The organism is Pelosinus baikalensis, assembly GCF_020819555.1.
Classification (GTDB): domain Bacteria; phylum Bacillota; class Negativicutes; order DSM-13327; family DSM-13327; genus Pelosinus; species Pelosinus baikalensis.
This window is the reverse complement of the sequence record NZ_JAJHJB010000042.1, coordinates 15,822-40,424: the sequence shown is the minus strand read 5'-3', so window position 1 is coordinate 40,424 and position 24,603 is coordinate 15,822. Positions and strand designations below refer to the sequence as shown.

24 protein-coding genes are annotated in these 24,603 nt (G+C 42.2%); 21 read left to right on the top strand and 3 right to left on the bottom strand.

The genetic code is table 11. The features are described 5' to 3' along the window. The 3 genes from LMF89_RS21190 to LMF89_RS21180 all read left to right on the top strand — a co-directional run. On the top strand, positions 1–194 hold a 194-nt coding region (locus LMF89_RS21190), incomplete at its 5' end, for a PEP-utilizing enzyme (RefSeq protein ID WP_255711567.1). A 346-nt stretch (positions 195–540) separates the two neighbouring features. Further along, positions 541–774 carry a preprotein translocase subunit SecG gene (secG, locus tag LMF89_RS21185; RefSeq protein WP_229536823.1) on the top strand — a complete coding sequence of 78 codons (234 nt, stop codon included), beginning with the start codon at positions 541–543 and terminating at the stop codon, positions 772–774. Between the two features lie 145 nt (positions 775–919). Beyond that, positions 920–2,920, top strand: coding sequence for a sodium-translocating pyrophosphatase (locus LMF89_RS21180; RefSeq protein WP_229536822.1), 2,001 nt, complete (start codon positions 920–922; stop codon positions 2,918–2,920). 188 nt (positions 2,921–3,108) lie between these two features. Here the strand turns inward: LMF89_RS21180 and LMF89_RS21175 are convergent, their stop codons facing one another. Further along, positions 3,109–3,669 (bottom strand): beta-class carbonic anhydrase, encoded by a 561-nt coding sequence (locus LMF89_RS21175; RefSeq protein WP_229536825.1) that lies wholly within the window; start codon positions 3,667–3,669, stop codon positions 3,109–3,111. A 362-nt stretch (positions 3,670–4,031) separates the two neighbouring features. Between LMF89_RS21175 and LMF89_RS21170 the strand changes: the two genes are divergently transcribed. From LMF89_RS21170 to LMF89_RS21130, 9 genes are all read left to right on the top strand, one after another. Continuing rightward, positions 4,032–4,772, top strand: coding sequence for an alpha/beta hydrolase (locus LMF89_RS21170; RefSeq protein WP_229536824.1), 741 nt, complete (start codon positions 4,032–4,034; stop codon positions 4,770–4,772). Between the two features lie 55 nt (positions 4,773–4,827). Beyond that, entirely contained in the window at positions 4,828–5,229 is a 402-nt protein-coding gene (locus LMF89_RS21165) for a PaaI family thioesterase (RefSeq protein WP_229536821.1), read from the top strand. Next, a complete protein-coding gene (gene rnr, locus LMF89_RS21160) occupies positions 5,226–7,547 on the top strand; it encodes a ribonuclease R (protein WP_229536820.1) in 2,322 nt (773 codons plus the stop codon). The genes LMF89_RS21165 and rnr overlap by 4 nt, the downstream gene beginning before the upstream one ends. A gap of 29 nt (positions 7,548–7,576) precedes the next feature. Next, a complete protein-coding gene (smpB, locus tag LMF89_RS21155; protein WP_229536819.1) occupies positions 7,577–8,050 on the top strand; it encodes an SsrA-binding protein SmpB in 474 nt (157 codons plus the stop codon). A gap of 118 nt (positions 8,051–8,168) precedes the next feature. Then, positions 8,169–10,109: a sigma 54-interacting transcriptional regulator gene (locus LMF89_RS21150; RefSeq protein WP_229536818.1), complete on the top strand. Its 1,941-nt coding sequence runs from the start codon at positions 8,169–8,171 to the stop codon at positions 10,107–10,109. A 251-nt stretch (positions 10,110–10,360) separates the two neighbouring features. Beyond that, positions 10,361–11,554, top strand: a complete 1,194-nt coding sequence (locus LMF89_RS21145) for a CaiB/BaiF CoA transferase family protein (RefSeq protein ID WP_229536817.1) — start codon at positions 10,361–10,363, stop codon at positions 11,552–11,554. 16 nt (positions 11,555–11,570) lie between these two features. Continuing rightward, complete coding sequence (locus LMF89_RS21140) at positions 11,571–12,479, top strand: hydroxymethylglutaryl-CoA lyase (RefSeq protein ID WP_229536816.1); 909 nt, start codon at positions 11,571–11,573, stop codon at positions 12,477–12,479. 39 nt (positions 12,480–12,518) lie between these two features. After that, complete coding sequence (locus LMF89_RS21135) at positions 12,519–13,877, top strand: MFS transporter (RefSeq protein WP_229536815.1); 1,359 nt, start codon at positions 12,519–12,521, stop codon at positions 13,875–13,877. A 306-nt stretch (positions 13,878–14,183) separates the two neighbouring features. Next, on the top strand, positions 14,184–14,945 hold the full coding sequence (locus LMF89_RS21130) for a sulfite exporter TauE/SafE family protein (RefSeq protein ID WP_229536814.1): 762 nt from the start codon (positions 14,184–14,186) through the stop codon (positions 14,943–14,945). A 190-nt stretch (positions 14,946–15,135) separates the two neighbouring features. Here LMF89_RS21130 and LMF89_RS21125 read toward each other — a convergent pair whose 3' ends face one another. Further along, positions 15,136–16,632 (bottom strand): IMP dehydrogenase, encoded by a 1,497-nt coding sequence (locus LMF89_RS21125; RefSeq protein ID WP_229536813.1) that lies wholly within the window; start codon positions 16,630–16,632, stop codon positions 15,136–15,138. Between the two features lie 638 nt (positions 16,633–17,270). Between LMF89_RS21125 and LMF89_RS21120 the strand changes: the two genes are divergently transcribed. The 7 genes from LMF89_RS21120 (at position 17,271) to LMF89_RS25940 (ending at position 20,836) form a co-directional block, all read left to right on the top strand. After that, on the top strand, positions 17,271–17,780 hold the full coding sequence (locus LMF89_RS21120; RefSeq protein WP_229536812.1) for a DUF6803 family protein: 510 nt from the start codon (positions 17,271–17,273) through the stop codon (positions 17,778–17,780). A gap of 17 nt (positions 17,781–17,797) precedes the next feature. Beyond that, a complete protein-coding gene (locus LMF89_RS21115; protein WP_229536811.1) occupies positions 17,798–17,959 on the top strand; it encodes a hypothetical protein in 162 nt (53 codons plus the stop codon). 100 nt (positions 17,960–18,059) lie between these two features. Next, positions 18,060–18,755 (top strand): response regulator transcription factor, encoded by a 696-nt coding sequence (locus tag LMF89_RS21110; protein ID WP_007955590.1) that lies wholly within the window; start codon positions 18,060–18,062, stop codon positions 18,753–18,755. Further along, complete coding sequence (locus LMF89_RS21105) at positions 18,748–19,878, top strand: sensor histidine kinase (protein WP_229536810.1); 1,131 nt, start codon at positions 18,748–18,750, stop codon at positions 19,876–19,878. The genes LMF89_RS21110 and LMF89_RS21105 overlap by 8 nt, the downstream gene beginning before the upstream one ends. Before the next feature lie 54 nt (positions 19,879–19,932). After that, positions 19,933–20,175: an SHOCT domain-containing protein gene (locus tag LMF89_RS21100; RefSeq protein WP_007955586.1), complete on the top strand. Its 243-nt coding sequence runs from the start codon at positions 19,933–19,935 to the stop codon at positions 20,173–20,175. A gap of 89 nt (positions 20,176–20,264) precedes the next feature. Then, positions 20,265–20,573, top strand: a complete 309-nt coding sequence (locus tag LMF89_RS21095) for a hypothetical protein (RefSeq protein WP_229536809.1) — start codon at positions 20,265–20,267, stop codon at positions 20,571–20,573. A gap of 131 nt (positions 20,574–20,704) precedes the next feature. Further along, positions 20,705–20,836 carry a hypothetical protein gene (locus LMF89_RS25940; RefSeq protein ID WP_255711566.1) on the top strand — a complete coding sequence of 44 codons (132 nt, stop codon included), beginning with the start codon at positions 20,705–20,707 and terminating at the stop codon, positions 20,834–20,836. Between the two features lie 167 nt (positions 20,837–21,003). Here the strand turns inward: LMF89_RS25940 and LMF89_RS21090 are convergent, their stop codons facing one another. Next, a complete protein-coding gene (locus LMF89_RS21090; protein WP_229536808.1) occupies positions 21,004–21,405 on the bottom strand; it encodes a YajG family lipoprotein in 402 nt (133 codons plus the stop codon). Positions 21,406–21,994: 589 nt separating this feature from the next. On the opposite strand from LMF89_RS21090, the gene LMF89_RS21085 reads away from it, so the two are divergent. Further along, positions 21,995–23,293: a TolC family protein gene (locus LMF89_RS21085; protein ID WP_229536807.1), complete on the top strand. Its 1,299-nt coding sequence runs from the start codon at positions 21,995–21,997 to the stop codon at positions 23,291–23,293. A 25-nt stretch (positions 23,294–23,318) separates the two neighbouring features. Next, positions 23,319–24,593 (top strand): efflux RND transporter periplasmic adaptor subunit, encoded by a 1,275-nt coding sequence (locus LMF89_RS21080; RefSeq protein ID WP_229536806.1) that lies wholly within the window; start codon positions 23,319–23,321, stop codon positions 24,591–24,593. The last annotated feature ends 10 nt before the right edge of the window (positions 24,594–24,603 follow it).

Sequence of the window (24,603 nt, the reverse complement as noted above, 5' to 3'; positions counted from 1 at the left end):
ATGCAGCCAAAGCGTCAGCTGTGATAGCAGAAGAAGGCGGCTTGACTTCTCATGCGGCAATTGTAGGCATTAGTGCAGGCATACCGGTGATTGTGGGTGCAGATGGTGCTACCGAACGCTTAACCGATGGTGCGGTTGTGACAGTAGATGCGGCTCGCGGATTAGTTTACAGCGGCGAAATTAACGCACGGTAGCTCTTCCTAGTTACAATGAAAAAGGGGGAAGAGGAAAAATACAAGAGTTTATGAACCGCAAAGGCACAATGCCGCTGTTCGCGGCACACAAAGGAGAACACAAAAAATATAAATAAACCCTTTGTGTACTTTGCGCCTTTGTGGTTCCTCGTTATATGTTTATTTGAATTTCTTCAAATGGAATAATAAGGTATAGAGAACGCGCTTTTTGTCTATAATGGGAGAAGTAGCAGTAAATGTATTCAAAATACTGGAGATTTTAATAATAAGTGGTTAAAACATTGTCAATTTGATTTTGAGTATGTTACAATAAAATTACTAGAGATGTTAGGGGGTTATAATTACATTGGTTACATTTTTAATGATTTTAGAAGCCATTATTTGTATCGCATTGATTGCTGTTGTTGTGTTGCAGTCAGGCAAAGGGGGAGGACTAGCAGGTTCAATCGGTGGAGGAGCTGATAGTGTACTCGGAGGCGGCCAGAAAAAAGGATTGGATGCAGCCTTATCCAAAATCACCATGTTCCTTGGCGGTCTGTTTGCTGTTATCACTTTGATTTTAGTAAGACTGATGCACTAAACATTTTAATACGGGACCAGATATGCGACAATTTATAGAACAAGTAATGCAGTACAATTAAAGTATGTAGAAGTATATGCCTAACCATTTAGCACCGGACCTTAGTGACGAAGAAATTTGTTTAATAAAGGGAGGAATTGTTATAATGGAATTATTGTATATTGCGCCACTGGCCGGAATAGTAGCATTACTATTTGCGGCATATTTTATGAATAGCGTGCTTAGTGAAAGTTCTGGTAATGAAAGAATGCAGGAGTTGTCCCAGGCTATTTTTGAAGGGGCAATGGCCTATCTCAATCGACAGTATAAGACGCTAATTCCTTTTACTGTCATTATTTTTGCCGTTTTATTCTTTGTTGATGGTTATAAATTAGCGGTATCTTTTTTAGTAGGGGCTGTATTTTCAGCAGTTGCCGGTTATGTGGGAATGACTTCAACAACCAAGGCCAACGCAAGGACGACAGAAGCTGCTCGCCATAGTCTCAATAAAGCATTGAGCGTTTCATTTAGAGCGGGAGCAGTTATGGGTCTGTCTGTCGTAGGTCTTGGTTTATTAGGTGTATCCGTACTGTACATAATTTTCGGTGATCCTGTGGTGATTAATAGCTTTGCTTTTGGTGCCAGTGCCATTGCATTCTTTGCTCGTATTGGCGGTGGTATTTTTACTAAAGCAGCAGATGTGGGAGCGGATTTAGTTGGTAAAGTTGAAGCAGGTATTCCAGAGGATGATCCTCGCAATCCTGCCGTTATTGCTGATAATGTAGGTGACAATGTAGGCGATACAGCAGGCATGGGAGCCGATTTATTTGAATCCTATGGTGCTACAGCCATTGCCGCCATGTTAATCGGAAATACCTTATTTGGTGTTAATGGAGTATTGTTTCCTTTATTAATTGGTGCAGCTGGTATCTTTGCTGCTATTGTTAGTATATTTTTAGTACGGACAGGCGAAGATGGAGATCCCCAGGCTGCTCTGAATCGGGGTTTATGGAGCACCAACTTTTTGACAGCGATCATGGCTTATGCCTTATCCACCATGATCTTTGGTGACAAAGGTTTTGGTATATTTATCGCCATTGTAGCAGGTTTAGTGGTCAATGTACTGGTCGGTATGATTACCGAATATTATACTTCCAGTGCCAAAGCACCAACGCAGCATATTGCCGATGCCTGCCAGACGGGGGCTGCCACGAATATCATCGCAGGTATTGCCACTGGTCTTAGAAGCACAGGTCTTCCTATGGTGGTATTCTCTGCAGCAATTTGGGTAGCGTTTAATCAAGCAGGGATTTATGGCATTGCCATGGCAGCCATGGGCATGTTGTGTACGGCAGGTATGGTAGTTGCTGTAGATTCTTTTGGTCCAGTTGCCGATAATGCAGGCGGTATTGCTGAAATGGCAGAATTGGGACCAGAGGTGCGTAAAACAACGGATAAACTTGATGCAGTAGGTAATACTACCGCTGCAATTGCTAAAGGCTTCGCCATTGGCTCAGCGGCCTTAACAGCATTGGCTCTTTTCACAGCTTTTGGTGAAGAAGTTGCTAAGAATCCTAAATTATCCGGATTATTGGTAAATGGTCATTTGGTTATCAATCTAACAGAACCTACTGTTATCATTGGACTTTTCCTTGGTGCAACTCTACCTTTCTTAGTATGTGCAATGACCATGGAAGCAGTAGGGAAAGCTGCATTTGAGATGATCGAAGAGGTTCGTCGTCAGTTTAGAGAAATTCCTGGAATTATGGAAGGCACTGGTCGTCCTGATTATGCAGCTTGCGTGGATATTAGTACCAAAGCTGCCCTTCGTGAGATGCTCATGCCAGGTATCTTTGCCGTAGGAATGCCTTTAGTAGTTGGTTTTCTTATGGGTGCTAAAGCGCTAGCTGGCTTTTTGGCAGGGGCAACAGCAACAGGGGTTCTGTTAGCCTTGTTTATGTCTAATGCTGGTGGGGCTTGGGATAATGCTAAAAAGTATATTGAAACAGGAAAATATGGAGGTAAGGGTACACCTGCCCATGCTGCAGCTGTTATTGGTGATACAGTGGGCGATCCCTTTAAGGATACCTCCGGACCGGCCATGAATCCGCTAATCAAAGTAGCCGGTACGATATCACTAATCATTGCGCCCCTATTATTATCATAGATAAAAAGGTTATTCATCTTTAGCGGATGAATAACCTTTTTTGTAAGTAGAGAAAGCTTTTTAGGAGGATAGTGAACCGCAGAGAACACAGAGTGCACAGAGGGTATACGCTGAGGGGATATTATGTCTTACTCGATATATCTTTTCTCTGTGTTCTCTGCGCCTCTGTGGTTCGATTATTTTTTTATCTAATAGCCGTTCACAACAACCTCTAGCTCTCCTGTGTGTGGATTAAACATGAGTCCGTGGATGGGGACATCTTTTGGAATGAGGGGGTTTTTACGGATTTTGTCAACGACTTCTTTTACATTGTTAATAGGATGATGAAAATGGTCCAGCCAATCTTCTAATTCTTTTTCGATCATTTTGATTGCATCAGGCGATATTCCCCGAGCCAGCATTTTTTCCGTAAGACCCTGGGATGTTGTGTGGGAAACACCGCAGTCTAAATGACCGATGACGAATACTTCTTTTACGCCTAGCTCAAAAATTCCTACAATTAAGCTGCGAATCGTGGCCTCAAAAGGACCAGTAACTGAATTACCCGCATTTTTTATTACTTTTGCTTCACCACGTTTGATTCCCATTGCTGGTTCTAAGAAGTCCACCAGCCTGGTATCCATACAGGTAAAAATGGCCAATTGGCGTTTAGGCATTTTGCTGGGCTCAGAAAAATAGTGCACAAATTGATCAGATAAATTCTTAGTAAAAGTTTGATTTGCAGCTAATACTTGCTCTAAAACCTGCATCATGATTCCTTCCTTTTTCTAATAGTACTTGCCGTATATTTATATGTTAACCCAATTAAGATTATTATTGCGAAGATAAATGGCAATAATAAAAATGCTGTCTATATACGTACCCGTTACTTAGCTAAGAACATTATGAAAAAAATAACAATTTCTCACTTCGACGAGGATATATTTTTATCCTGCCGCTATGTAAATACACCGAATAATCCGACTACAGGAAAAATAATAGGAGAAACTCAATTCCTTCTATAATTTGGAATCTAATTAAGTTTTCTTTCTGGCAGGTAGAATTTTTATTCTATAAAATGGTATAATTGTAATAATAGCAATAACTTTAGGGGGGTTTGCTTTTGACAATAATGGAGGGAGCAGAACCATTTTTTTTACTCGGCGGCGAAAAAGGTGTTTTATTGTTACATGGTTTTACGGGTTCACCTGCTGAGATGCGTTTGCTTGGCGAAAAATTGCATCAGGAAGGCTATACTGTTTTTGCGCCAAGAATCAGCGGACATGGAACAACAGTGGAAGAATTAGCAAAAACAAAATGGCCTCATTGGTATAGCGGAGTCGAAGATGGGTATCATATAGTAAGATCAGTATGTAAGGAAATCTCAGTTGTAGGATTATCCATGGGAGGGTTATTAGCCTTAAAACTGGCAGCAGAATATCCTGTCAATAAGGCAGTATCTCTTAGTACTCCTATTTACATTGCTGACAAACGTTTGGACATGCTGCCTCTATATCGTGTATTATATCAATTTGTTCCGAAGAAACGTAAATCCTTTGCAGGTATTGGCTCACAGTACTGTGTAGGTTATAATGCGACCCCTCTTAGCAGTCTAAGCAGTTTATTGGATTTAATTGAAGATGTAGATGTGCGTTTACCTACAATAAAGACGCCTTTATTAGTAGTACAAGCTCGCTTTGAACATACCGTACAGCCAAGAAGTGCGACTTATATTTTCGAGCAAGTGGGCAGTACAGAAAAAAAACTAGTCTGGCTGGAGAAATCCGGTCATATTGTTACTCTTGACATAGAACGTGAACAGGTATTTGAGGAAATAATTGATTTTCTACAGAATGAAAAAATGACGACATAGTACATCTCTAGGTTTACTTTGTAACGGTTTTGAATAAAGAATTGAGGTGATGCAAATGGAATTAAAGGATCAGTGGTGCTTTGCTTGCGGTAAGGACAATCCAATCGGGTTAAAGCTTGAATTTGTAGAAGAGGAAGACACCTATCGTACGACATTTACAGCAAAGCCAGAACACCAAGGATATGATGGCATTATGCATGGCGGCCTTGTCAGTACTCTTTTAGATGAAGTCATGGCTCGTTACATTAACATGAAAGGTTTTAATGCAGTGACAGCACGTTTGGAAGTACGATTTCGCCAGCCGACTCCCCTTGGGCAGCAACTGACAGTAAGGGCTAAAATCATCTCTCAGCGTGGGAAACTGTATGAAATAAAGAGTGAATTATCACTGCCGGATGGGACTGTTACCGCAGAAGGTAAAGCCACCATTGCAGTGGTGGAGGATACAGCATCATGATAGTATTAAAAGACAAAATCTTAGAGTTCATGAGAACGGAAGCATATAAACCTTTGACCGCGGAAGAATTAGCCGAGCATATGGAGCTCAAAGGGACAGAATTAAGTGAACTATGGAAGGTTATTGAAGAGCTAGAAAGTAATGCAGATATTATTAAAACTCGCTATGACAAATACGGTGTACCTGAACGTATGAATTTGGTAGTAGGGAAGTTAAGCGCCAGCAATAAGGGATATGGCTTTGTGATTCCTGAAAAAGTTAGAACACCTAATGAAACAGATATTTTCATTCCTCCCGACGGGATGATGAGTGCCATGCATCATGATCGGGTAGTCGTTCGTGTCCACACCCAGAGTGGGCAGGGCAAATCCCGGGATGGGGAAATCATCCGCATTGTAAAACGGGCCAATACCCGTATTGTAGGAACTTATGAAGCCAGCCGCAATTTTGGTTTTGTAACTCCTGATGACCTTCGCTTAGGTCAGGATATTTTTATTCCGAAGGATGGACAAAATATCGTCCCGAGTGGTGCAAAAGTAGTAGTAGAAGTCACCAAATGGCCAGAGAAAAAACGGAGTGCTGAAGGCAAGATTATGGAAGTCTTGGGGAATACGGGAGATAGCGGGATTGAAATTCTCTCCATTATCAAAAGGCACAATTTGCCTATCGATTTTCCCGCTGAAGTTGCGCAGGCTGCCGAGAATGCTCCAGATACCATTAGTGAAGATGAAATCTCCGGTCGGCGTGACCTGCGGCATTTGCCTATTGTAACCATTGATGGAGAAGATGCCAAGGATTTGGATGATGGGGTATATGTCGAACGTTTGAAGAATGGCAATTATCTTCTGGGAGTCTACATTGCAGATGTCAGTTATTATGTTCGTGAAAATACGGTACTGGATAAAGAAGCCAGTGAGCGGGGAACCAGCGTGTATTTGGTAGACCGGGTATTGCCCATGCTGCCTCGTCGCTTGTCAAACGGTATCTGCAGTCTCAATGCCGGGGAAGATCGTTTGGCCATGTCGGCTCATATGGAAATTGATCATAAGGGACAAGTGGTTAAGTATGAATTATTCCCCAGCGTCATAAGAGTACAGAAACGTTTTTCTTATACGGTAGTACGTAAAATTTTGGTGGAACATGATGAAGAATTAATTCATGAACATCAGGAATTGCTTGGACAATTAGAAAATATGGAACGACTGTGCCGAATCCTGCGAGAACGAAGGATGCGCCGCGGTGCCATCGATTTTGACTTCCCGGAACTAAAAGTGAAATTAGATGAAACGGGAAAACCCATTGAGATTATAAAACGAGTCCGCAGTCTAGCCGAATCCATCATTGAAGAATTTATGCTGGTGGCAAATGAAACTGTGGCTGAACATATGCATAAGTTAAAGGTTCCTTTTGTTTTCCGCGTCCATGAAGAACCGGATTCGGAAAAAATGGTAAAATTAAATAATCTATTGCATAATTTTGGGCAGAGTTTATCCAAGGTGGATGAAGTACAGCCCGCTGCCTTGCAGAAAATTTTAAATCATATTTCAGGACGTCCAGAAGAAAGGATTATCAGTACGGTTATGCTGCGCTCATTAAAACAAGCTCGCTATGAAGCACAGAACCTGGGACACTTTGGATTGGCTGCAACCTACTATACTCATTTTACATCCCCCATACGACGTTATCCTGATTTAATTGTACATCGCATTCTGCGGGAGACCTTTAATTCAGGAGATATATCAACAAAACGCAAAGCAAAACTAGCAGCCATGCTCCCAGAGATTGCCCTGCATTCCTCTGAAAGAGAGCGGGCGGCTGCAGAAGCAGAACGGGAAACTGTTTCTCTGAAAACCGTAGAATACATGGCGCAGTTTGTAGGAGAGCATTTTGACGGAATCATTAACGGCGTTACGGCTTTTGGGATTTTTGTGGAGCTGGATAATGGAGTAGAGGGTTTAGTACGTGTATCCAGTATGGAAGATGACTATTATCAATATGTGGAAGAACAATATTCATTAATTGGTGAGCGCAGTCATAAGATATATCGTCTAGGTGATGCAGTGAAAGTCATCCTCACCAGAGTCAGCCCAGAAGAGCGCAATATCGACTTTGTCTTAGAATCCAATAGCGCCTGGATTGAACGATCGATAAATCGAAGACCGAGCGGAGGAAGACCCCAAGGAAATGGAGTGAAGAGTGAAGGCTCTGGCAATGGTCGAAGAACTGTCTCTGCCGCGAATAAGAGCAGTAAGGCGAGGAAGGCTGTGGTAAGCCGTGCCAAACCGAAACCAAGAAGAAATAAGCCCAAAAAGAAGTAAAGAGATAATGTGGTATCGAGGTGAGTTTTTTGAAAGATGCAACAGCCAGTATTAAAATAATTACAGAAAACAGGAAAGCCAGACATGACTTTCATATACATGAAAGTTATGAGACAGGTATTGTGCTAACAGGGACAGAGGTGAAATCTCTGCGGGCGGGCAAGGCCAATTTAAAGGATGCCTATGCTAGGATTGAGAAATCCGAGCTCATGTTGCATAATGCCCATATTAGTCCCTATGATGCAGGGAATCGCTTTAATCACGAACCGTTGCGCGTTCGGAAGTTGTTAATGCACCGCAGCGAAATTGATAAATTGCTTGGTAAAACCAAAGAAAAAGGATATACATTGGTGCCTTTGAAAATGTATTTTGCTCATGGTTTAGCAAAATTGCAATTAGGATTGGCTACAGGGAAGAAAAATTTTGATAAGCGCCAAGATATGGCTGAGCGAGATGCCAAACGAGAAATGGACCGCGCATTTCGTGAAAAACAAAAAGAATGAATAAAAAGTAGGCTCTCCTGGAGCCTGCTTTTTATTATTTTTAAAGAACATGATCGGAAGGTTTTTTTGTAACATCGACGAAGGATATAATGGGGAAAACCCAGGGAGGCAAAAGACGGTGAAAGATGTTCAAGATAGCAGTAAAGTAAGGCTGGCTTTAATTTCAACCTATCCAGGGATGTCCATAATATTTAAACAGGTAGCAGAACGGGCTGGATTCGATCCGTATATTACAGTAGCTGCTCTTGGCGAGGCGGCGCTAATTGCAAAGAGTATTGAGCCGCAGATCGATGTGATTTTGAGCAGAGGCGGAACTGCTGAATATATAAAAGAAGCAGTTGAAATTCCGGTGGTGGCAATTCCTGTTACGCCATTTGATGTAATGTGCTCTATATCTGAAAATAAAAATTGTATGGAAAAAGTATATAAAAAAATTGCACTGTTTTCTTATAAAGAAAAAATGTCTGGTATCCGCGATATTGAAAGAATGCTTGGATTAGAGATTTATGAATATACGTTTCATTTGCAGGAAGATATAGAAGCAGGTATCCAAGATGCAAAGGAAAAAGGAATTGCCCTTGTTATGGGAGGAATTTTAGCGATACAATTAGCAAAAACCTATAATCTAGAAAGTATTTTGATTGAGTGCGGCGAGGAAGCGCTGTACCGTTCCATGTATGAAGCTGTAAATCTAGCTGAGTTGAGGCGTGTGGAACGCAGCAGAGCCGCTCGGATTAAAGTGGTATTGGATTCTGTTGTTCAGGGGGTTATTGCAACGGATGAGATGGGATATGTAACCATATATAACCCTGCAGCCCAGAGGATATTTAACATCCCAAGTGAACAGGTACTTGGAAGAAAGGTACAGGATGTGATTCCCAATACGCAAATGCATAAAGTGTTAGAGAGCGGTGAGGTGCAAATGGCCGAATTACAGGATGTAAATGGCGGCATTATTGCAACGAGCCGAATTCCGATTATGGTCGGCAGCAAACGGTTCGGTGTTGTTAGTACCTTTGAAGATGTGACTAAAATTCAATATTTGGAGCAGCAAATTCGGAAACAAATGCATGCCAAAGGCTTTATCGCCAAATACACATTCAAGGATATTTTGACGAAAAGTCCTATCATGATTGAGCTAAAGGAGATGGCTGCCTTGTATGCCACCACGGACTCGTCTGTACTGATCCAGGGGGAGTCTGGCACAGGAAAAGAGCTGTTTTCACAAAGCATCCATTGTCACAGCAGGCGCAGCAGCGGACCCTTCGTAGCTGTTAACTGTGCTGCCATACCAGAGCATTTGCTGGAAAGTGAACTATTTGGCTATGAAGGCGGAGCTTTTACGGGGGCCAAAAAAGAAGGTAAACAAGGATTATTTGAATTAGCTCATAAAGGTACCATCTTCTTAGATGAGATTGGGGAAATTCCGAAAGCTTTGCAGTCAAGGCTGCTTCGAGTGCTGCAGGAAAAAGAAATTATGCGAGTTGGCGGGGATAAAATCATACCCATTGATATTCGAATCATTAGTGCCACGAATAAAAATCTTGAGAAAAAAATGGAACAAGGCGAATTTCGCGAGGATTTGTACTATCGTTTGAATGTATTTAATTTAAAAATACCTCCTCTTAGGGAACGAAAAGAGGATATTATTGTGCTTGCCATGGCATTTTTGGAACGGTTTTCTACAGATTTAGATTCCCCTGCCATAGCACGGGAACTAAAATCCTCATTGGTTGTATATGATTGGCCGGGCAACATTCGGGAATTATATAATATTATGGAACGTTTATCCTTGATGATTAGTATTTCAGAAAAAAAATGGAGCCTGGAAAAAATGCTGCAAAAAGTGATGTATGATTCCATCTCTAATCCCAATCTTGATTCCATTGCTATTAAAGTGGATTTAGACCAGGGATTAAAGTCTGCAATTGAACAAGTGGAAAAAATAATCATTGATACTATGCTGGCAAGATGTGATCAAAGACAAGAATTGGCGGCAAAAAAGTTAGGGATTGGACGTACTACTTTGTGGCGAAAGGGTAAAATTAACGGTAGTTAAAAAAAAGTTTCAATAGTGGAATTTGATGTTTCTAAAATGATACGGAATAACATTATAAGAAACAAAGAAGATTAGGACTGAAAAATGAAAGTTTCGTTTCAATAATGAAATATGATTTTTTGTAAGCATGCCAATACTAAAGGGTTTTAGTATTGGCATGCTTTTTGCAACATATAGTGATAGGCGGCCTGAAGAAGTAAGAACATTGGGAAGTCCTTTCAAAAAAACTAAACATGTAGGAGGAGTTACAGATGCAGTACAATGGCGCATTAGCAGGAGTAAAAGTTTTAGATTTGACGAGGGTGCTTGCCGGACCATTTGCCACGATGATGCTGGCGGATATGGGAGCAGAGGTAATAAAAATTGAGGTTCCCGGAAGTGGAGATGATAGTAGACAATTTGGACCATTTGTTAATGGAGAAAGTTCTTATTACATGAATTTGAATCGTAATAAAAAAGGTGTCACTTTGAACTTAAAGGGACGGGGCAAAGAGATTTTCTTAGAGATGGTAAAAAAGGCTGATATTGTAGTAGAAAATTATCGTCCAGGAACCATGGAAAAGCTTGGGCTTGGCTATGAAGAGTTGAAAAAAATTAATCCAAAGATTGTTTATGGAGCGGTGTCTGGGTTTGGTCATTATGGACCGTATAAGGATCGGGCGGGATATGACATCATTGGTCAGGCTATGAGCGGGCTTATGAGTACGACAGGCTGGCCTGGTGGTGAACCAACAAGGACGGGGACTGCTATGTCGGATATTTTGGCTGGACTTTCCGTTGCTATCGGTCTTTTAGCTGCCTTGCGTCATCGAGATGTTACAGGACATGGGCAGAAAGTAGATGTTTCCTTAGTGGATGCAACAGTGGCAAGCATGGAAATTATTAATCAAATTTACTTAGTAGAAGGGCGTCTGCCTCAGCGGATTGGCAATCGATATGAGTCCACCTATCCCTATGATTCTTTTAAAGCAAATGATGGGAGTTTGGTTATTGGCGCTGCCAATGATAAGTTATGGCAAAAACTATGTGTCATTATGGGACAGCCGGAATTAGGGGAAAAGGCTGAATTTGATACAAACTGGAAACGGGTACAGCGGCATGAGGAGGTAAAAGTCCTTGTCGAAGCTTGGACAATTACTAAACCTGTGAAGGAAATTGTTGATGCATTACTTGCAGTTGGTATTCCAGCAGCTCCAATTAATAATATCGAACAAGTTGTCAATGATCCGCATATTGCTGGTGCTCGGGAAATGTTTGTAGAAGTGGATCATCCCAAGGCTGGCAAGATGAAAATCACGGGCAGCCATATAAAACTTTCGGATACGAAACCTTGTATTAAAACACCGGCTCCCCTGCTTGGTCAGCATAATGAAGAGGTATATAAGGATTTTCTAGGTCTGAATGCAGATGAAATCGCGGCTATGAAAAACGATGGTCTATTATAAGAGAGGAGGTAAGGATATGTTAGCGTTTCCTAACCAAGTTCAAATCGTTGAGGTTGGTCCTCGGGATGGTTTTCAAAATATTAAAACTTTTATTGAAACAAAAGTGAAGCAACAGGTAATAGACGGTATGATCGCTGCGGGAGTACAAGTTATGGAAGTGACGTCTTTTGTCCATCCTAAGGCGATTCCTCAGATGGTGGATGCGGCCCAGATAGCAAAAACAGCTGCTCAGGCAGCGGGAGACACCTTTAAGGGACTCGCTCTTGTACCTAATTTAACAGGGGCAAAAAAAGCCTATGAGTGCGGCATTGGAGAAGTTACCTATGTGATATCGGCAAGTGAACAGCACAATCTTGCGAATATAAATCGAACAAGAGAACAGTCTTTGGAAGATCTTCAAAAGATTGTTACTCAAGTACCGGAGCTGGCAGTGAGGCTGGATGTTGCGACAGCCTTCGGCTGCCCTCTGGGGGGGAAGGTAGACGATGAAATGGTAGTTAGCCTGATTGAGTCGGCGCTACAAATTGGCGTGCAGTCAGTAGTTTTATGCGATACCATTGGAGTTGCCCATCCTAAGCAGGTATATGAGCGGGCGAGAACCGTGAAAAATAGATTCTCAGATGTATCTTTTGGTCTGCACCTTCATGATACTCGTGGTATGGGGCTTGCCAATACGCTGGCGGGTCTGGATGCTGGCATTACCATATTTGAGTCTTCCATCGGCGGTTTAGGCGGATGCCCCTTTGCTCCGGGAGCTGCTGGCAATACAGCTACAGAAGATTTGGTAAATATGTTTCATGGTATGGGGATCTCTACTGGTATCCATCTGGAACGATATTTAACCGTGGTTCAAATGGTGCGAGAAAGAATTCAAGCCGTGTTGACGGGGCACATGGCATATGCCCGTCAATATGATGATATATAAAAAAATGCATTTGGTGCAATTATAAGAGGAGGATTCATAATGGCCCTAGCTGAAAAAACGACTACCACAGCAAAAGCGACTATGGGAAAAATGACAAATTATCGCTGGTGGGTGATGATGTTTATCTTTGTAATCTACACAGTTGCCAATGCTGACAGGGCAAATATCGGTTTTGCTCTACCCTATATCCGCGAAGAGTTTGCCATGAGCAATACGGAGGCGGGAGCTCTTATTAGTTTATTTTTTATCGGATATTCCCTTGGGCAAATCCCTTCAGGATTTTTGACGAGCCGATTTGGCATTCGCAAAATGTTTACTGCGGGCATGTTTTTAACGTCTGCCTTTACAGGAATGATGGGAGTTGTAGACTCTGCCTTTCATCTCAAAATTCTTCGTACGATGGTGGGGTTGGCAGAATCTCCAGTTGTGATTGGTTGCACAGCAACGATCAACAATTGGTTCCCTGCAAAAGAAAAGGGAACGGCTACGGGGATATTTTTGGCGGGATCTAAAGTAGGTCCTTTGATTGTTCCTCCATTATGTGCTTGGATTATTATGACCTTTGGTTGGCGAGAAATTTTTCTTTTCTTCATGATACCAGGAGTGTTGTTGTCGATATTCTGGTATCTAATGGTCAGAAGTCAGCCAGGAGAAAGCAAATTTGTTTCAGCGTCAGAACTTCAATATATACAAACAGAAGAAACGGCTGTAGCGAAGGCGGTGCGAAAAAAAGAGTACAAACTCTGGTGGCTAGATAAAATGGTTCGTGCAAAAAAGGTTGTGCCGCTCAATAATTCTAGGCAGGTGTTTCGTTCCTGGGATATATATGGTGCAGCACTGGGGTATTTCTTTATTATTGGTATTTCCAGCATTATGATGTCTTGGCTGCCGACATACTTGGTTACTATAAAAAAATTCGCGATTATGAAAACTGCTTTTGTTGCGGCATCACCTTTTGCCGGGACAGTAGTAGGTAATTTTCTTGGTGGTTGGTTATCGGATAAATATTTAAATAAACGTCGTAAGCCGTTGATGATGGTTACCGCCTTTTCCGCAAGTCTAATGATGTATTCATTGGTGCATGCGCCCAATGATCCTATTTTGTTGGCTATGTTGCTCTTTATCACGGGCGTGTTCTTTAGCTTAGGATATTCGGCTTTTGCCTGCTATCCTATGGGACGGGTTGATAAAGAGAATTATCCAATCGCATGGGGGATTGTTAACACGGGCGGTCAGCTTGGCGGAGCTTGTTTTCCCCTTATTGTCGGAATCATTTTGGACAAATTCAGTTGGGATGCGGTATTTGCCTCAATGGCTGTTGGTTCGATGATTTGTCTGTTAATTGTTTCAACGATTGTTGAGCCCGTTGAAGATCCGCTGGAGCGACCCTTCCGCTGATGGTGCTTATAGGTTTCATTTGTATATTGGCTAATAGGCAATATGGTGCAACTCTATAAAATTCATGATAAATAAGATCACTTTTGTCATTAAAAACAAATTGTGGTCTTATTTGTCTGGTGAGTGGGAATTTTTGCTCAATTATTTTGATATTGTTATTATATAATGCAGCAAATTATCATTTAGGAAAATCGTGCAGGAATTTTCTATTTAATGATAAATTAAAGAAATAATAAGCAACTAGTATCTCATCTGCGTTAAAACTATACAGATGAGGTACTAGCTATATCTAAGGAGTCTAAAATTATGCTGATTGTTCTTGTAATGTTTGCATTAGGGTTATTACTTGGTTTTATTGGTGCCGGGGGTGCCGGTGTGGTGATTGCGGTTTTAACCGTAGTATTCGGTATTCCTATACATACTGCTTTGGGAACGTCGCTTAGCGCTATGATTTTTACTATGATATCTGGTGCATACAGCCATTTTCGAGAAGGGAATGTGGTGGTGAAAAATGGCGTAGCAATTGGTATCTTTGGTGCTATAGGTGCTTTTATTGGAGCGCAGATTGCAGCTGGATTACCGGCGAAAGAACTTAAATGGATGACGGCCTGCATGCTGCTGTTATCAGCTCTTTTGCTTTGGCTAAGAATCTTTTTTGCTAATAGGGGAATTTTTTCTCGAAGTGAAAGTGAAGCTGGTCCCACTGGAATGTCTTTCTGGTTAACGGCCTCCGGTCTTGGTCTTGTTACAGGAGTTTTATCGGGAACCTTTGGAATTGGTGCTACTCCGTTTATTCAAATTGGCTTATTGATCTTCTTTCATATGTCTATCCACCAGTCGGCGGGTACAACCATGCTTGTCATTCTGCCGATTGCATTATTGGGCGGCTTGGGCTATTTAACAGCTGGTCACTTAGATGTAATGCTGCTTTTTAAAGTAACCATAGGACTGATCGTTGGAACTTATATTGGAGCAAAATTTACCAGGCGCTTAGATCCATTTATTTTAAAGATTTCCATGGTAGCTGTACCCATATTTGGCGGGCTGTTGCTGCTATTTGGCCGCTAAAAAAATCCTTTATTAGCATTTTGCTGGTATTACTAGGGAAGTATCATCAGTCCAAATTGCGAACAGAATGACAAAAAACAATGAACCACAAAGGCGCAATGCCGCTGTGCGGCACACGAAGGGGGCACGAAGAGTATAAAACCCTTTGTGTCCTTTGCGTCTTTGTGGTTCAATCCGTTTTACTTCTATATTAGTAGTTGTTTTCTTTTAGTATTACATCATGGGCTCCGCCTTCTACAATGCTGGTAGAGGAAACGATAGTTATTCTTGCAACTCTTTGCAGTTCTTTAATGGATATGGCACCGCAGCTGCACATGGTTGATTTTATTTTGCTTAAAGTAACATCAATGTTATCTTTTAGTTTTCCTGCATAGGGTACATAGCTGTCCACACCTTCTTCAAATTTAAGGTTGCTGCCTTCTCCGAGGTCATACCGTTCCCAGTTACGGGCACGCTTTGAGCCTTCGCCCCAATATTCTTTCACGTAATTATTGCCAAGCTTTGTTTTAGGAGCAGGGCTTTCATCGAATCTTGCAAAATATCTTCCCATCATAATAAAGTCAGCGCCCATGGCTAAAGCTAATACCGTGTGATAGTCATGAACGACTCCGCCGTCGGAACAGATTGGAATGTAGATGCCTGTTTCTTTAAAATAATCATCTCTTGCCTGTGCAACTTCAATCACGGCAGAAGCCTGTCCTCTGCCAATCCCTTTGGTTTCCCTTGTAATACAGATAGACCCTCCGCCGATTCCAACCTTTACAAAATCCGCACCGGCTTCTACGAAGTACATGAACCCTTCTTTGTCGACTACGTTTCCGCCGCCGATTTTAACGGTATCCTTATATTCTTCTTTTATATATTTTATAGTTTCTGCCTGCCATTCGCTAAAGCCGTCGGAAGAATCTACACATAATACATCCACTCCAGCCTTAACTAATGCGGGTACTCGATCTTTGTAATCTCTTGTATTAATACCTGCGCCCACCATATATCTTTTTTCAGAGTCTAAAAGCTGCAGAGGATTTTCTTTGTGATCCTCATAATCTTTTCGGAAGACAAAATACACCAAATGCTGCTGATCGTCAATGATGGGCAGACAATTCAGCTTATGCTCCCAGATAATATCATTGGCTTCTTTAAGGCTGGTATGAATGGAACTAACGATGAGTTTTGAAAATGGTGTCATGAATTCTTTGATTTTCCTGTCTAAAGAATCCCGACTCATTCGATAGTCTCTGCTAGTAACGATTCCCACTAATTTAGTGTTAAGCGTTCCATCCTCTGTAATGGCAATGGTGGCATGTCCTAATTTTGATTTTAATTCTACAACATCTTTTAAGGTTTGATCTGGTGATAGATTCGCATTGCTAACCACGAAGCCAGCTTTGAAATTCTTTACTCTGCTCACCATCTCTGCCTGCTCTTCAATAGGCTGGGATCCAAAAATAAAGGATAAGCCTCCGCATTTAGAAAGAGCGATGGCTAGATTGTCATCGGATACAGATTGCATGATTGCAGAAACAAAAGGGATATTGATTTCAATTGGGGGCTGCTCATCTTTTCTAAATTTTGCAATGGGTGTTTTTAAATTCACTTTGCTGGGGATACAATCTTTTCTTGTAAGATTAGGTACAAGAAGATATTCACTAAAAGTTCGAGAAACTTCCTTATAATAGAATGCCATTGTTACACTGCCGCCTTCCTATATAAATTTTGACTATTGTATCAAAGTTAGCAGGTGGTGTCAACTTACAAAATATTTTGTTTACAGGAGTTCTGGTTTCTACAGAGAAATACAATAAAGATTAGCTTACCTTTACGGTTCCTGGTGCTCACGAGATCATCAGCGAATTGGCAAAACTATGGCAAAACTATAATCGCCGAGGAAATACTGCTGGGAGTGGGTACCGTACTTGATCCTGAGACCGCTAGAATCGCAATTTTAAGCGGTGCTCAATATGTTGTTTCTCTTTGTTTGAACATTAATACAGTCAAAATGTGTAATCGCTACGTGTACCGATAATGCCAGGAGCGATGACGATTAAAGAAGTCGTGGAAGGTATGGAGGCTGGTGCCGATATTATTAAAATATTTCCAGGGGAATTATTTGGACCTATCAGTGTTCTCTGTGTCTCTGCGGTTCGATTCTGTTTTATATGTTTTAAAGGATGCGAAGACATGCAAAGAACATGAGAGAGTACTATGTGCTTTGGTAAGTTCAGCAGGATGAAATTCTCATAAATTCTTTATAGTATCTTCACAAGATCTTCACATTTTCTTTGTATACTATCAATATAAGTTTATATGAGGAGAGTGTTGATTATGGTTATGACACACTATATGGAATTGCTGGCTGTTAACCAGCCATGGAATTTAATTTTGTATATGGTTATTCCTGTAGCCCTGGCAGAAGCGCTTGTTGCAACTGAATTTTTTACGGTTTTCCTTCGTGGATCCAATGCTGGTGGATGGAAAACAGCCAATAAGGCAATTGGTATTTTTCTGGGATTTTACTTCCTGGGAGTCTTTCTCAATTTAATAACCACTGTTATTCCTACGATTCAATGGCGCGGTATTGCTGATATACTTGCAGTAGGTTCTTATCTCAGTGGTGTAATTCCGCTGTTTAGTATTGCTTTATTGGAACTCGGAGTAATTGGCAAGGGGAAATCGGATGATGAAAAGATGAAACTCCATTTCATTTTATTGACCGTATTTCTCGTTGTTGCTCACGTAGCTATGATTTTCGGGATGGTGGATCCGACGATTATGGGGTGGAATCCCAATGCTGTTGGTGGAAATATGCAACATATGCAGCATATGGGACAATAGAAGTTTGGGATAATTCATTGACAACAAAGCAGCCCCTCCTACAGGAAGGGCTGCTTTGCTTTTTTGTCTACTTGGTGGCCCTTTCCACTTTAGTGGCTGAAAGGACGGCTAGTTTTACTCAATTATATCTGCCAGTAACTGCCGATATTGCAGAAAGAATAGAAAATGCGGTACAATAGCATCAATATGAGCAAATAATATTTTTTACAATAAGCGTGTTGTATCTTATAGGATGTGGTTGGTTTTATACTGGTTGTCATGGGTGCGGAGGTGTGATAAATGAAAGTGTTAGTAGTGGATGATGATGAGAAAATTGTAAAAGTGCTGGTAACCTATCTGACAAAAGAGGGATATATGACGGAAACAGCTATGGATGGCAGGAGTGCAGTTGAGAAGGTACGGCAATGGGAGCCTGATGTGGTATTGCTGGATGTGATGCTGCCAGAACTAGATGGCTGGGGAGTATGCAAGGAAATTAGGCGGGATAGCGATGTGCCGATTATTATGCTCACGGCGCGGGATGCCGAGAATGATCGGGTCATTGGGCTGGAAATCGGGGCTGACGACTATGTAGCAAAGCCTTTTAGTCCCCGGGAACTGATTGCCCGGATACGAGCGATCCTGCGGCGGGTTAAGCCTGAAGGGCGGCGAGACAAGGTTGGGAATGAATTGCGGGTTGGAGAGATAGCATTGCATCAGCATAACCACACTTTAACAGTTCAAGGTAACCCTATCGAACTAACGCCTACCGAGCATAAACTACTAGAACTGTTTTTGACCCATCCAAACCAGGTCCTATCTCGGCTGCAGTTGATTGAAAAGGTACAAGGTTATGCCTATGAGGGCTATGAACGGACGGTTGATTCTCATATTAAAAACCTCCGCAAAAAGCTGGGCGATTCCTCTGGCGAGCCTCGTTATATCAAAACCGTTTATGGTGTTGGGTATAAATTGGCAGGTGATCCGCATGGGTAGTCTTCTGATACGGGTAATGGTCACTTTCTTTGTAACAACGGTAACTGTTGTGGTGGGACTCATCTTAGTCGTCAACTATCAGGTATCCGAAAATTTTAATTCCTATTTATATATGAGCGGTATGCATGGCATGATGATGAATCATGGCAATATGGCTTCTATGATGGGGTTACCAGAAAAACAGTTTATGATATCGTTAAAGCAGTCTTTATTATTGGCTGCAGGCGGGATGCTACTAATTGGTGCTGGCGTTAGCTATTATTTGGCCCGTAATATTGCGACTCCGGTGATTGATTTGAACCGAGCAGTGAATGCAGTGGCAGCAGGAAATCTGGATGCAGCCGTTACCGTTGGAAGACAAGACGAAGTGGGGCAATTGGCTATGGCGTTTAACGCCATGACGGCCAAATTAAAATCAAATACTGTCTTGCGTCAACGCTTTCTGGCTGGGATAGCTCATGAGCTTAGAACACCGCTGACAATACTGAAGGCTAATCTGGAAGGAATCTCCGATGGTGTTATTACTCCGGACGTGGAGCAGATGAGTTCGCTGACTGAGGAAGTGGACCGACTGACAAAGTTGGTCGGAGAACTCAGAGATCTTTCTTTATTAGAGGCAGGACAACTACAGCCGGAATTTGCTCTTTTAGACTTAACCCAACTGCTACGTCAGATTGTAGGGAAAATTAAGCTTCTAGCTAGTGAAAAACGCATCAGCCTGCGCATAGAAACAGATGATAGGGTATCAGTTATTTGGGCGGATGGGGATATGGTTAACCAAATGGTGTATAATCTTGTCTTAAATGCTATCAAATATACACCTGACGGTGGGCAGATTACCATAGCGGCAACCACAAAAAATGGCATGATTGAAATTGCGGTTACGGATACGGGAATTGGAATTGCAGTAGAAGATGTCGAACATGTTTTTGATTATTTTTACCGCGTCGACCCGGCTAGGACTAAAGCAAGCGGCGGTACTGGTTTAGGCCTAGCTCTTGTCAAGCAAATGGCTTTGGCCCATGGCGGACAGGTAAAGGTCAAAAGTAAAATAGACAAAGGTAGTACTTTTACCGTCCTGCTGCCGGCTGATCTCCATCAAAAACGCACAGTTTCTCCATAAAAACTCCACAATGTTAGGTTATACTATGCTTAACACAAAGGAGGTGCATGAACTATGATGATGGGGTACGGTTTTAGCGGTCCCTTCGGTTGGCTGGGCATGGGCCTGGGGATACTCGTTCATTTGGCGTTTACCGCTCTTGTTATTATGGCGGCGATTTGGCTATTTAAGACGTTGTTCCGTAGTGGCAGCCAAAATGAGCCACGGACTGACGCTTTGGAGATATTGAAACAGCGGTATGCCAAAGGAGAAATTACTACCGATGAGTATCAGCACATAAAAAAAGAACTGGAATAAAAACCACACAAATTTTTCACAGTGGCTCCATAATTTCTCCACAATCATGGGATACAATGAAGACAAATAAGAAACAGGAGGGAATCCCTATGAAAAAGAAAATTCTAATATTTACGATGTTAGCAGCCTTGATGGCTGTGCCGGTATTTGCCGCAACGACTGACAAGACTCAGACACAAAATGATTGGTTCAATCAGATGTCTCAGAATCATCGGCAAATGATGCAACAAGCCGTGGATAATGGTACTATTACTACTGAGGAAGCGACTCAGATGAATGAGCATATGCAGCAAATGGCTCCTGTTATGCAAAAAATTATGCAAAATGGCGGTATGATGAACGGTATGATGCAAAACAATGGTGCGACGGGGAATTGCAATAACACTAGCACTAAGTAATGTGAGAAAAGACCAGGAAAAAATCCTGGTCTTTTTGGTTTAGCGGCAGCTCTTCCACTAGTTGGTGAGAGATGCCGTTTTTAGCATTATGAGCATAGCATAGGGTAAATGCATAAGGAGAGTGGCAAAAAATGGTCGCTAGTCCGGATTTGTTGAATCTACCCTATGTTATACGGCATGGTGTAAAATGCTTTGAATTAGTAGCTGAACCTGTAGCGAGAGAATTGTTGCCGGGAATTTGGCCATTTCATGGACGCAGATGATGAGAGAATTTGGTGGATCAGGGGCGGCGGCGCTGATCGGAAATGGTAGATTTTATTATATGACTGGGTCACAAAAAAGATGAATGATAGCTGGTATTCGGTACAAAAAAATCCTAAGAATAGATGACGGATATAACACCGTGTATTCTTAGGATTTTAATATCCGGTTATTGTTTTAATGCTTCTCGAGCGGTGGGGGCTAGGCGTGGGTCTTTCACCATGGCTGCGAAAGTGTCTTTCATAGTCGGGTCGGCCATGATGTCAGTCATGGCTTTTTGCATGGCTGGGTCTTTCATCATATCAACCATGGCGGGGCGCATTTGGGACGAACTCATCATATTGATCATGGCTTGACGGTTTTCTGGAGCAGACATGGCATTTTGCATGGCTTCAGGGTTGTTATGCATCATCGATGATGGGTCGACTTGGTTCATCATGTTGGTCTGGGGTTGTGGTGCTGTTGGTGATTGATCGGGTTTTTTCTGAGGCTGGGAGCAACCGGCAAGCATCAGCGTTATCGCCAATATAACGACGACAGAAATAGTCTGATTCATTTTTTTGGCTCTCATAAGGATCTCCTTCCATTGATACATTGTGGAACTAATAATAGTATGGCTGGTGGGGGCTCATTTATACTTTTGTAATCTTATGAGAGAAAATATGGTATTTTTTTAAAACTCAAGCTATGCGGTTATAATGAGGATATGTAACTTTTTAATGGAGGTGTGAGATGGCAACATGGCATAGAGAAGATGATTTTTCACAAACATGATTTTACAACAAAAGACGGCTTCCGGCTACTGCTGGTTGCCGTCTTTTGTTTTTTTTAGGGCTGTTTTAGTGCGACAGCCCCTTGTATATCAATGAGTAAGAAAAGAGTACTGATTCGTTATGAAATACAAATAATATGAGTTCTTCAAACTTTCTTCATAAAATCTTCACATTAGTTGGATATGATAGACATCAATATAAAGATGCAATCGAGGTGAAATACAATGTGGGACTTACTTATGATCGAATTGGCAGTGATGGGGTATTTATGGTGCTATCTTACAAATCGAGCTGAGGGGCTAGTTGCTAAAGAAGAATAAGGATAAACCAAAATATCTAAGGTCAGTTTGTTATGATTGTCTTCAATAAGGGGACGAAGGGGGATATATGAACGTAGGAAAATGGTTTCGATGCAAAGTATTATCATTGACTGCTATGCTCGTATTGGGAATTATAATACCAGTTATGGCGGAACAAGCCCAAGAGACTCTGTCTTTAAAAGAGATAGTGGATACTGCCGTCAAGAATAATCCAGCGGTCATTGAGAGTCAAAAGCGCTGGGAAGAAAAAGAGGCTCGCATTCCCCTGGCAAAAGCCTGGGCGAATCCTCAGTTTGGGATTATGAAAGATGATATACCCAAGAGTACCTTAAATCCTTTTGATGCAATGATGACGGAATACACTTTTACCCAGGACATTATGAATCCGTCTAAATTGAAAGCCATGGGTAAAATGGCTGGCAGTGATGCTGCAATGACTAAAGCGAATTACCAAGATAAGCAGATGGAAGCCTATGCTGCGGCGAAAACTGCCTATTATGATCTACTCTATGCTGATAAAGCTCTAGAAATCGGCAAGGAAAATCAGCAACTCATGGGCCAGCTGGTGCAGATTGCTCAGGTTAACTATTCTACTGGAATGGTACCTCTGCAAGATACCTTGCGAGCTCAGACTGAATTTTCTAAAATGACTACTGATCTTTTGAGCATGGCATCCATGGCGGCAGTAGCAAAAGCGAAAGTCAATACTGTTATCGGCCGTAAAGCCGATACCGCCTTCACAGTGAAAGAAGAGTTCAGTGCCCCGCCTCCTGACTTTGACTTGACCAGTTTGCAGACAGAAGTCCAAGCTGGAAAACCAGCTGTTGTTGGCATGGAACAACAAGTGGAAATGGCAAAGAATGGTGTGGAATTGGCAAAAAAACAGCAGTTACCAGATTATCAATTCAGCATTGGCTATAAAGATAGAAAACAAACGATGATGGATACGACACCTGATACCTGGAAAATGGAAGTTATGGTCATGCTGCCTATTTGGCAGGGAAAAAATAAAGCAGAAATTAAATCTGCTGCAGCTAGTTTGGAGGCAGCTCAGGCTTCATTGGCTACTATGCAGAGTATGACGGAGCTGGATTTGCAGATGGCACTGACCGAAGCGCAGTCTGCCTGGCGCCAGATTGACCTGTATAAGAATACCGTGATTCCCCAAGCGGAGCAAACCTATCAAGCCGGAGTTGTGAGCTATACAAATGGCAAAGTGGATTTCATGGCTGTCCTGGATAGTCTAAATGCTCTCCGTAATGTGCGATTGGATTACTATAAAGCCCGCGTGAATTATGAGAAAGCAGTGGCGGATCTGGAAAAAGCGGTAGGAAAACCTTTATTTACGAGTGGAACCCAGCCATAATGTGCAAGCAAAAGGAGAGGACAGCATGATTGAAAAACTACAGACTAAGAAAAAGATGATCATAGGTGTGACAGCGGGTGTTCTAGTATTTGGCGGTGGCGGTTACTATTATGCTGCGCAGCACGCAAAGCCGACTGTGGATCATACCGGTCATCAAACAACGACTCCGGTTATGGCTATGGGTGACACTGTTACTCTGGATGCCAAGGCTAGGCAATTGTCCGGAGTGCAAACGGCGCAAGCAGTCGTAAAAGATATTATGAAGGAAATTAAGACCACGGGTAAACTTGCTATGAATGAAAGTGGACGTACGTACCTTACCTCCCGGGTGGAAGGGCGGGTTGATGAACTATATGTGACTGCCGATGGTGAATATATTGCCCCGGGGCAGGCCATCGCCGCTGTATACAGCCCTACCTATATTGCGACCCAGGAAGAATATTTATTAACACTGGAAAATGTTCAGAAGCTGCAAAACGCTGGCAAAGATGTAGTTCAGATCAATAATCGCCTGCGGGAGGCGGCAAAGCGCAAATTGCAGCTGTTAAATGTACCAGACAGTGAGATTGCTCATCTGGAACATACCCGAACACCCAAGGATCATATGATCATCTATGCCCAGTTTGGCGGTACGGTTTTGGAAAAACAAGTGCTGCCAGGAGCATTCATTATGCCAGGGGATAAACTGTACAGTCTATCGGATTTATCTACTCTTTGGCTGTATATTGATATTTATGAAAAGGATATAGCAGGCATTAAACTAGGTCAAAGAGTTGTGGTGAACAGCGGTGCCTATCCGGGAGAAACTTTTAGCGGACAAGTAACCTTTATTAACCCGGTGCTGGATGATGCCACCCGAACAGTGAAAGTTCGGGTGGCAATGGATAATCCTGGGGGCATACTGAAGCCCAATATGTTTGTTAATGCCAATGTTCAACTGCCTTTAGGGGACAGTGTGGTGATACCGGAATCCAGCATCTTAGATTCTGGCAGCCGTAAAATTGTCTTTGTCGCTCAAAGTGAAGATACATTTGTCAAACGGGATGTAGTCACGGGGCAATACGCCGATGGCTATGTTCAGATCTTTTCTGGGCTGCAGGCAGGTGAAACAGTAGTAACAGCCGCCACCTTCCTCATTGATTCCCAAACGAAATTAGGCAGCTTTGGCTCTCATGCCGGTCACGGTGGCGGGGCCGCTAAAGAGACGAGTGCACCAGCACCCGTGAACGGTACAAATAGCGGCCCGGCTGCTCCGGCACCTGTTGCCGGGAGCGAACACAGCGGCCATGGCGGTCAGTAAGGAGGAGCAA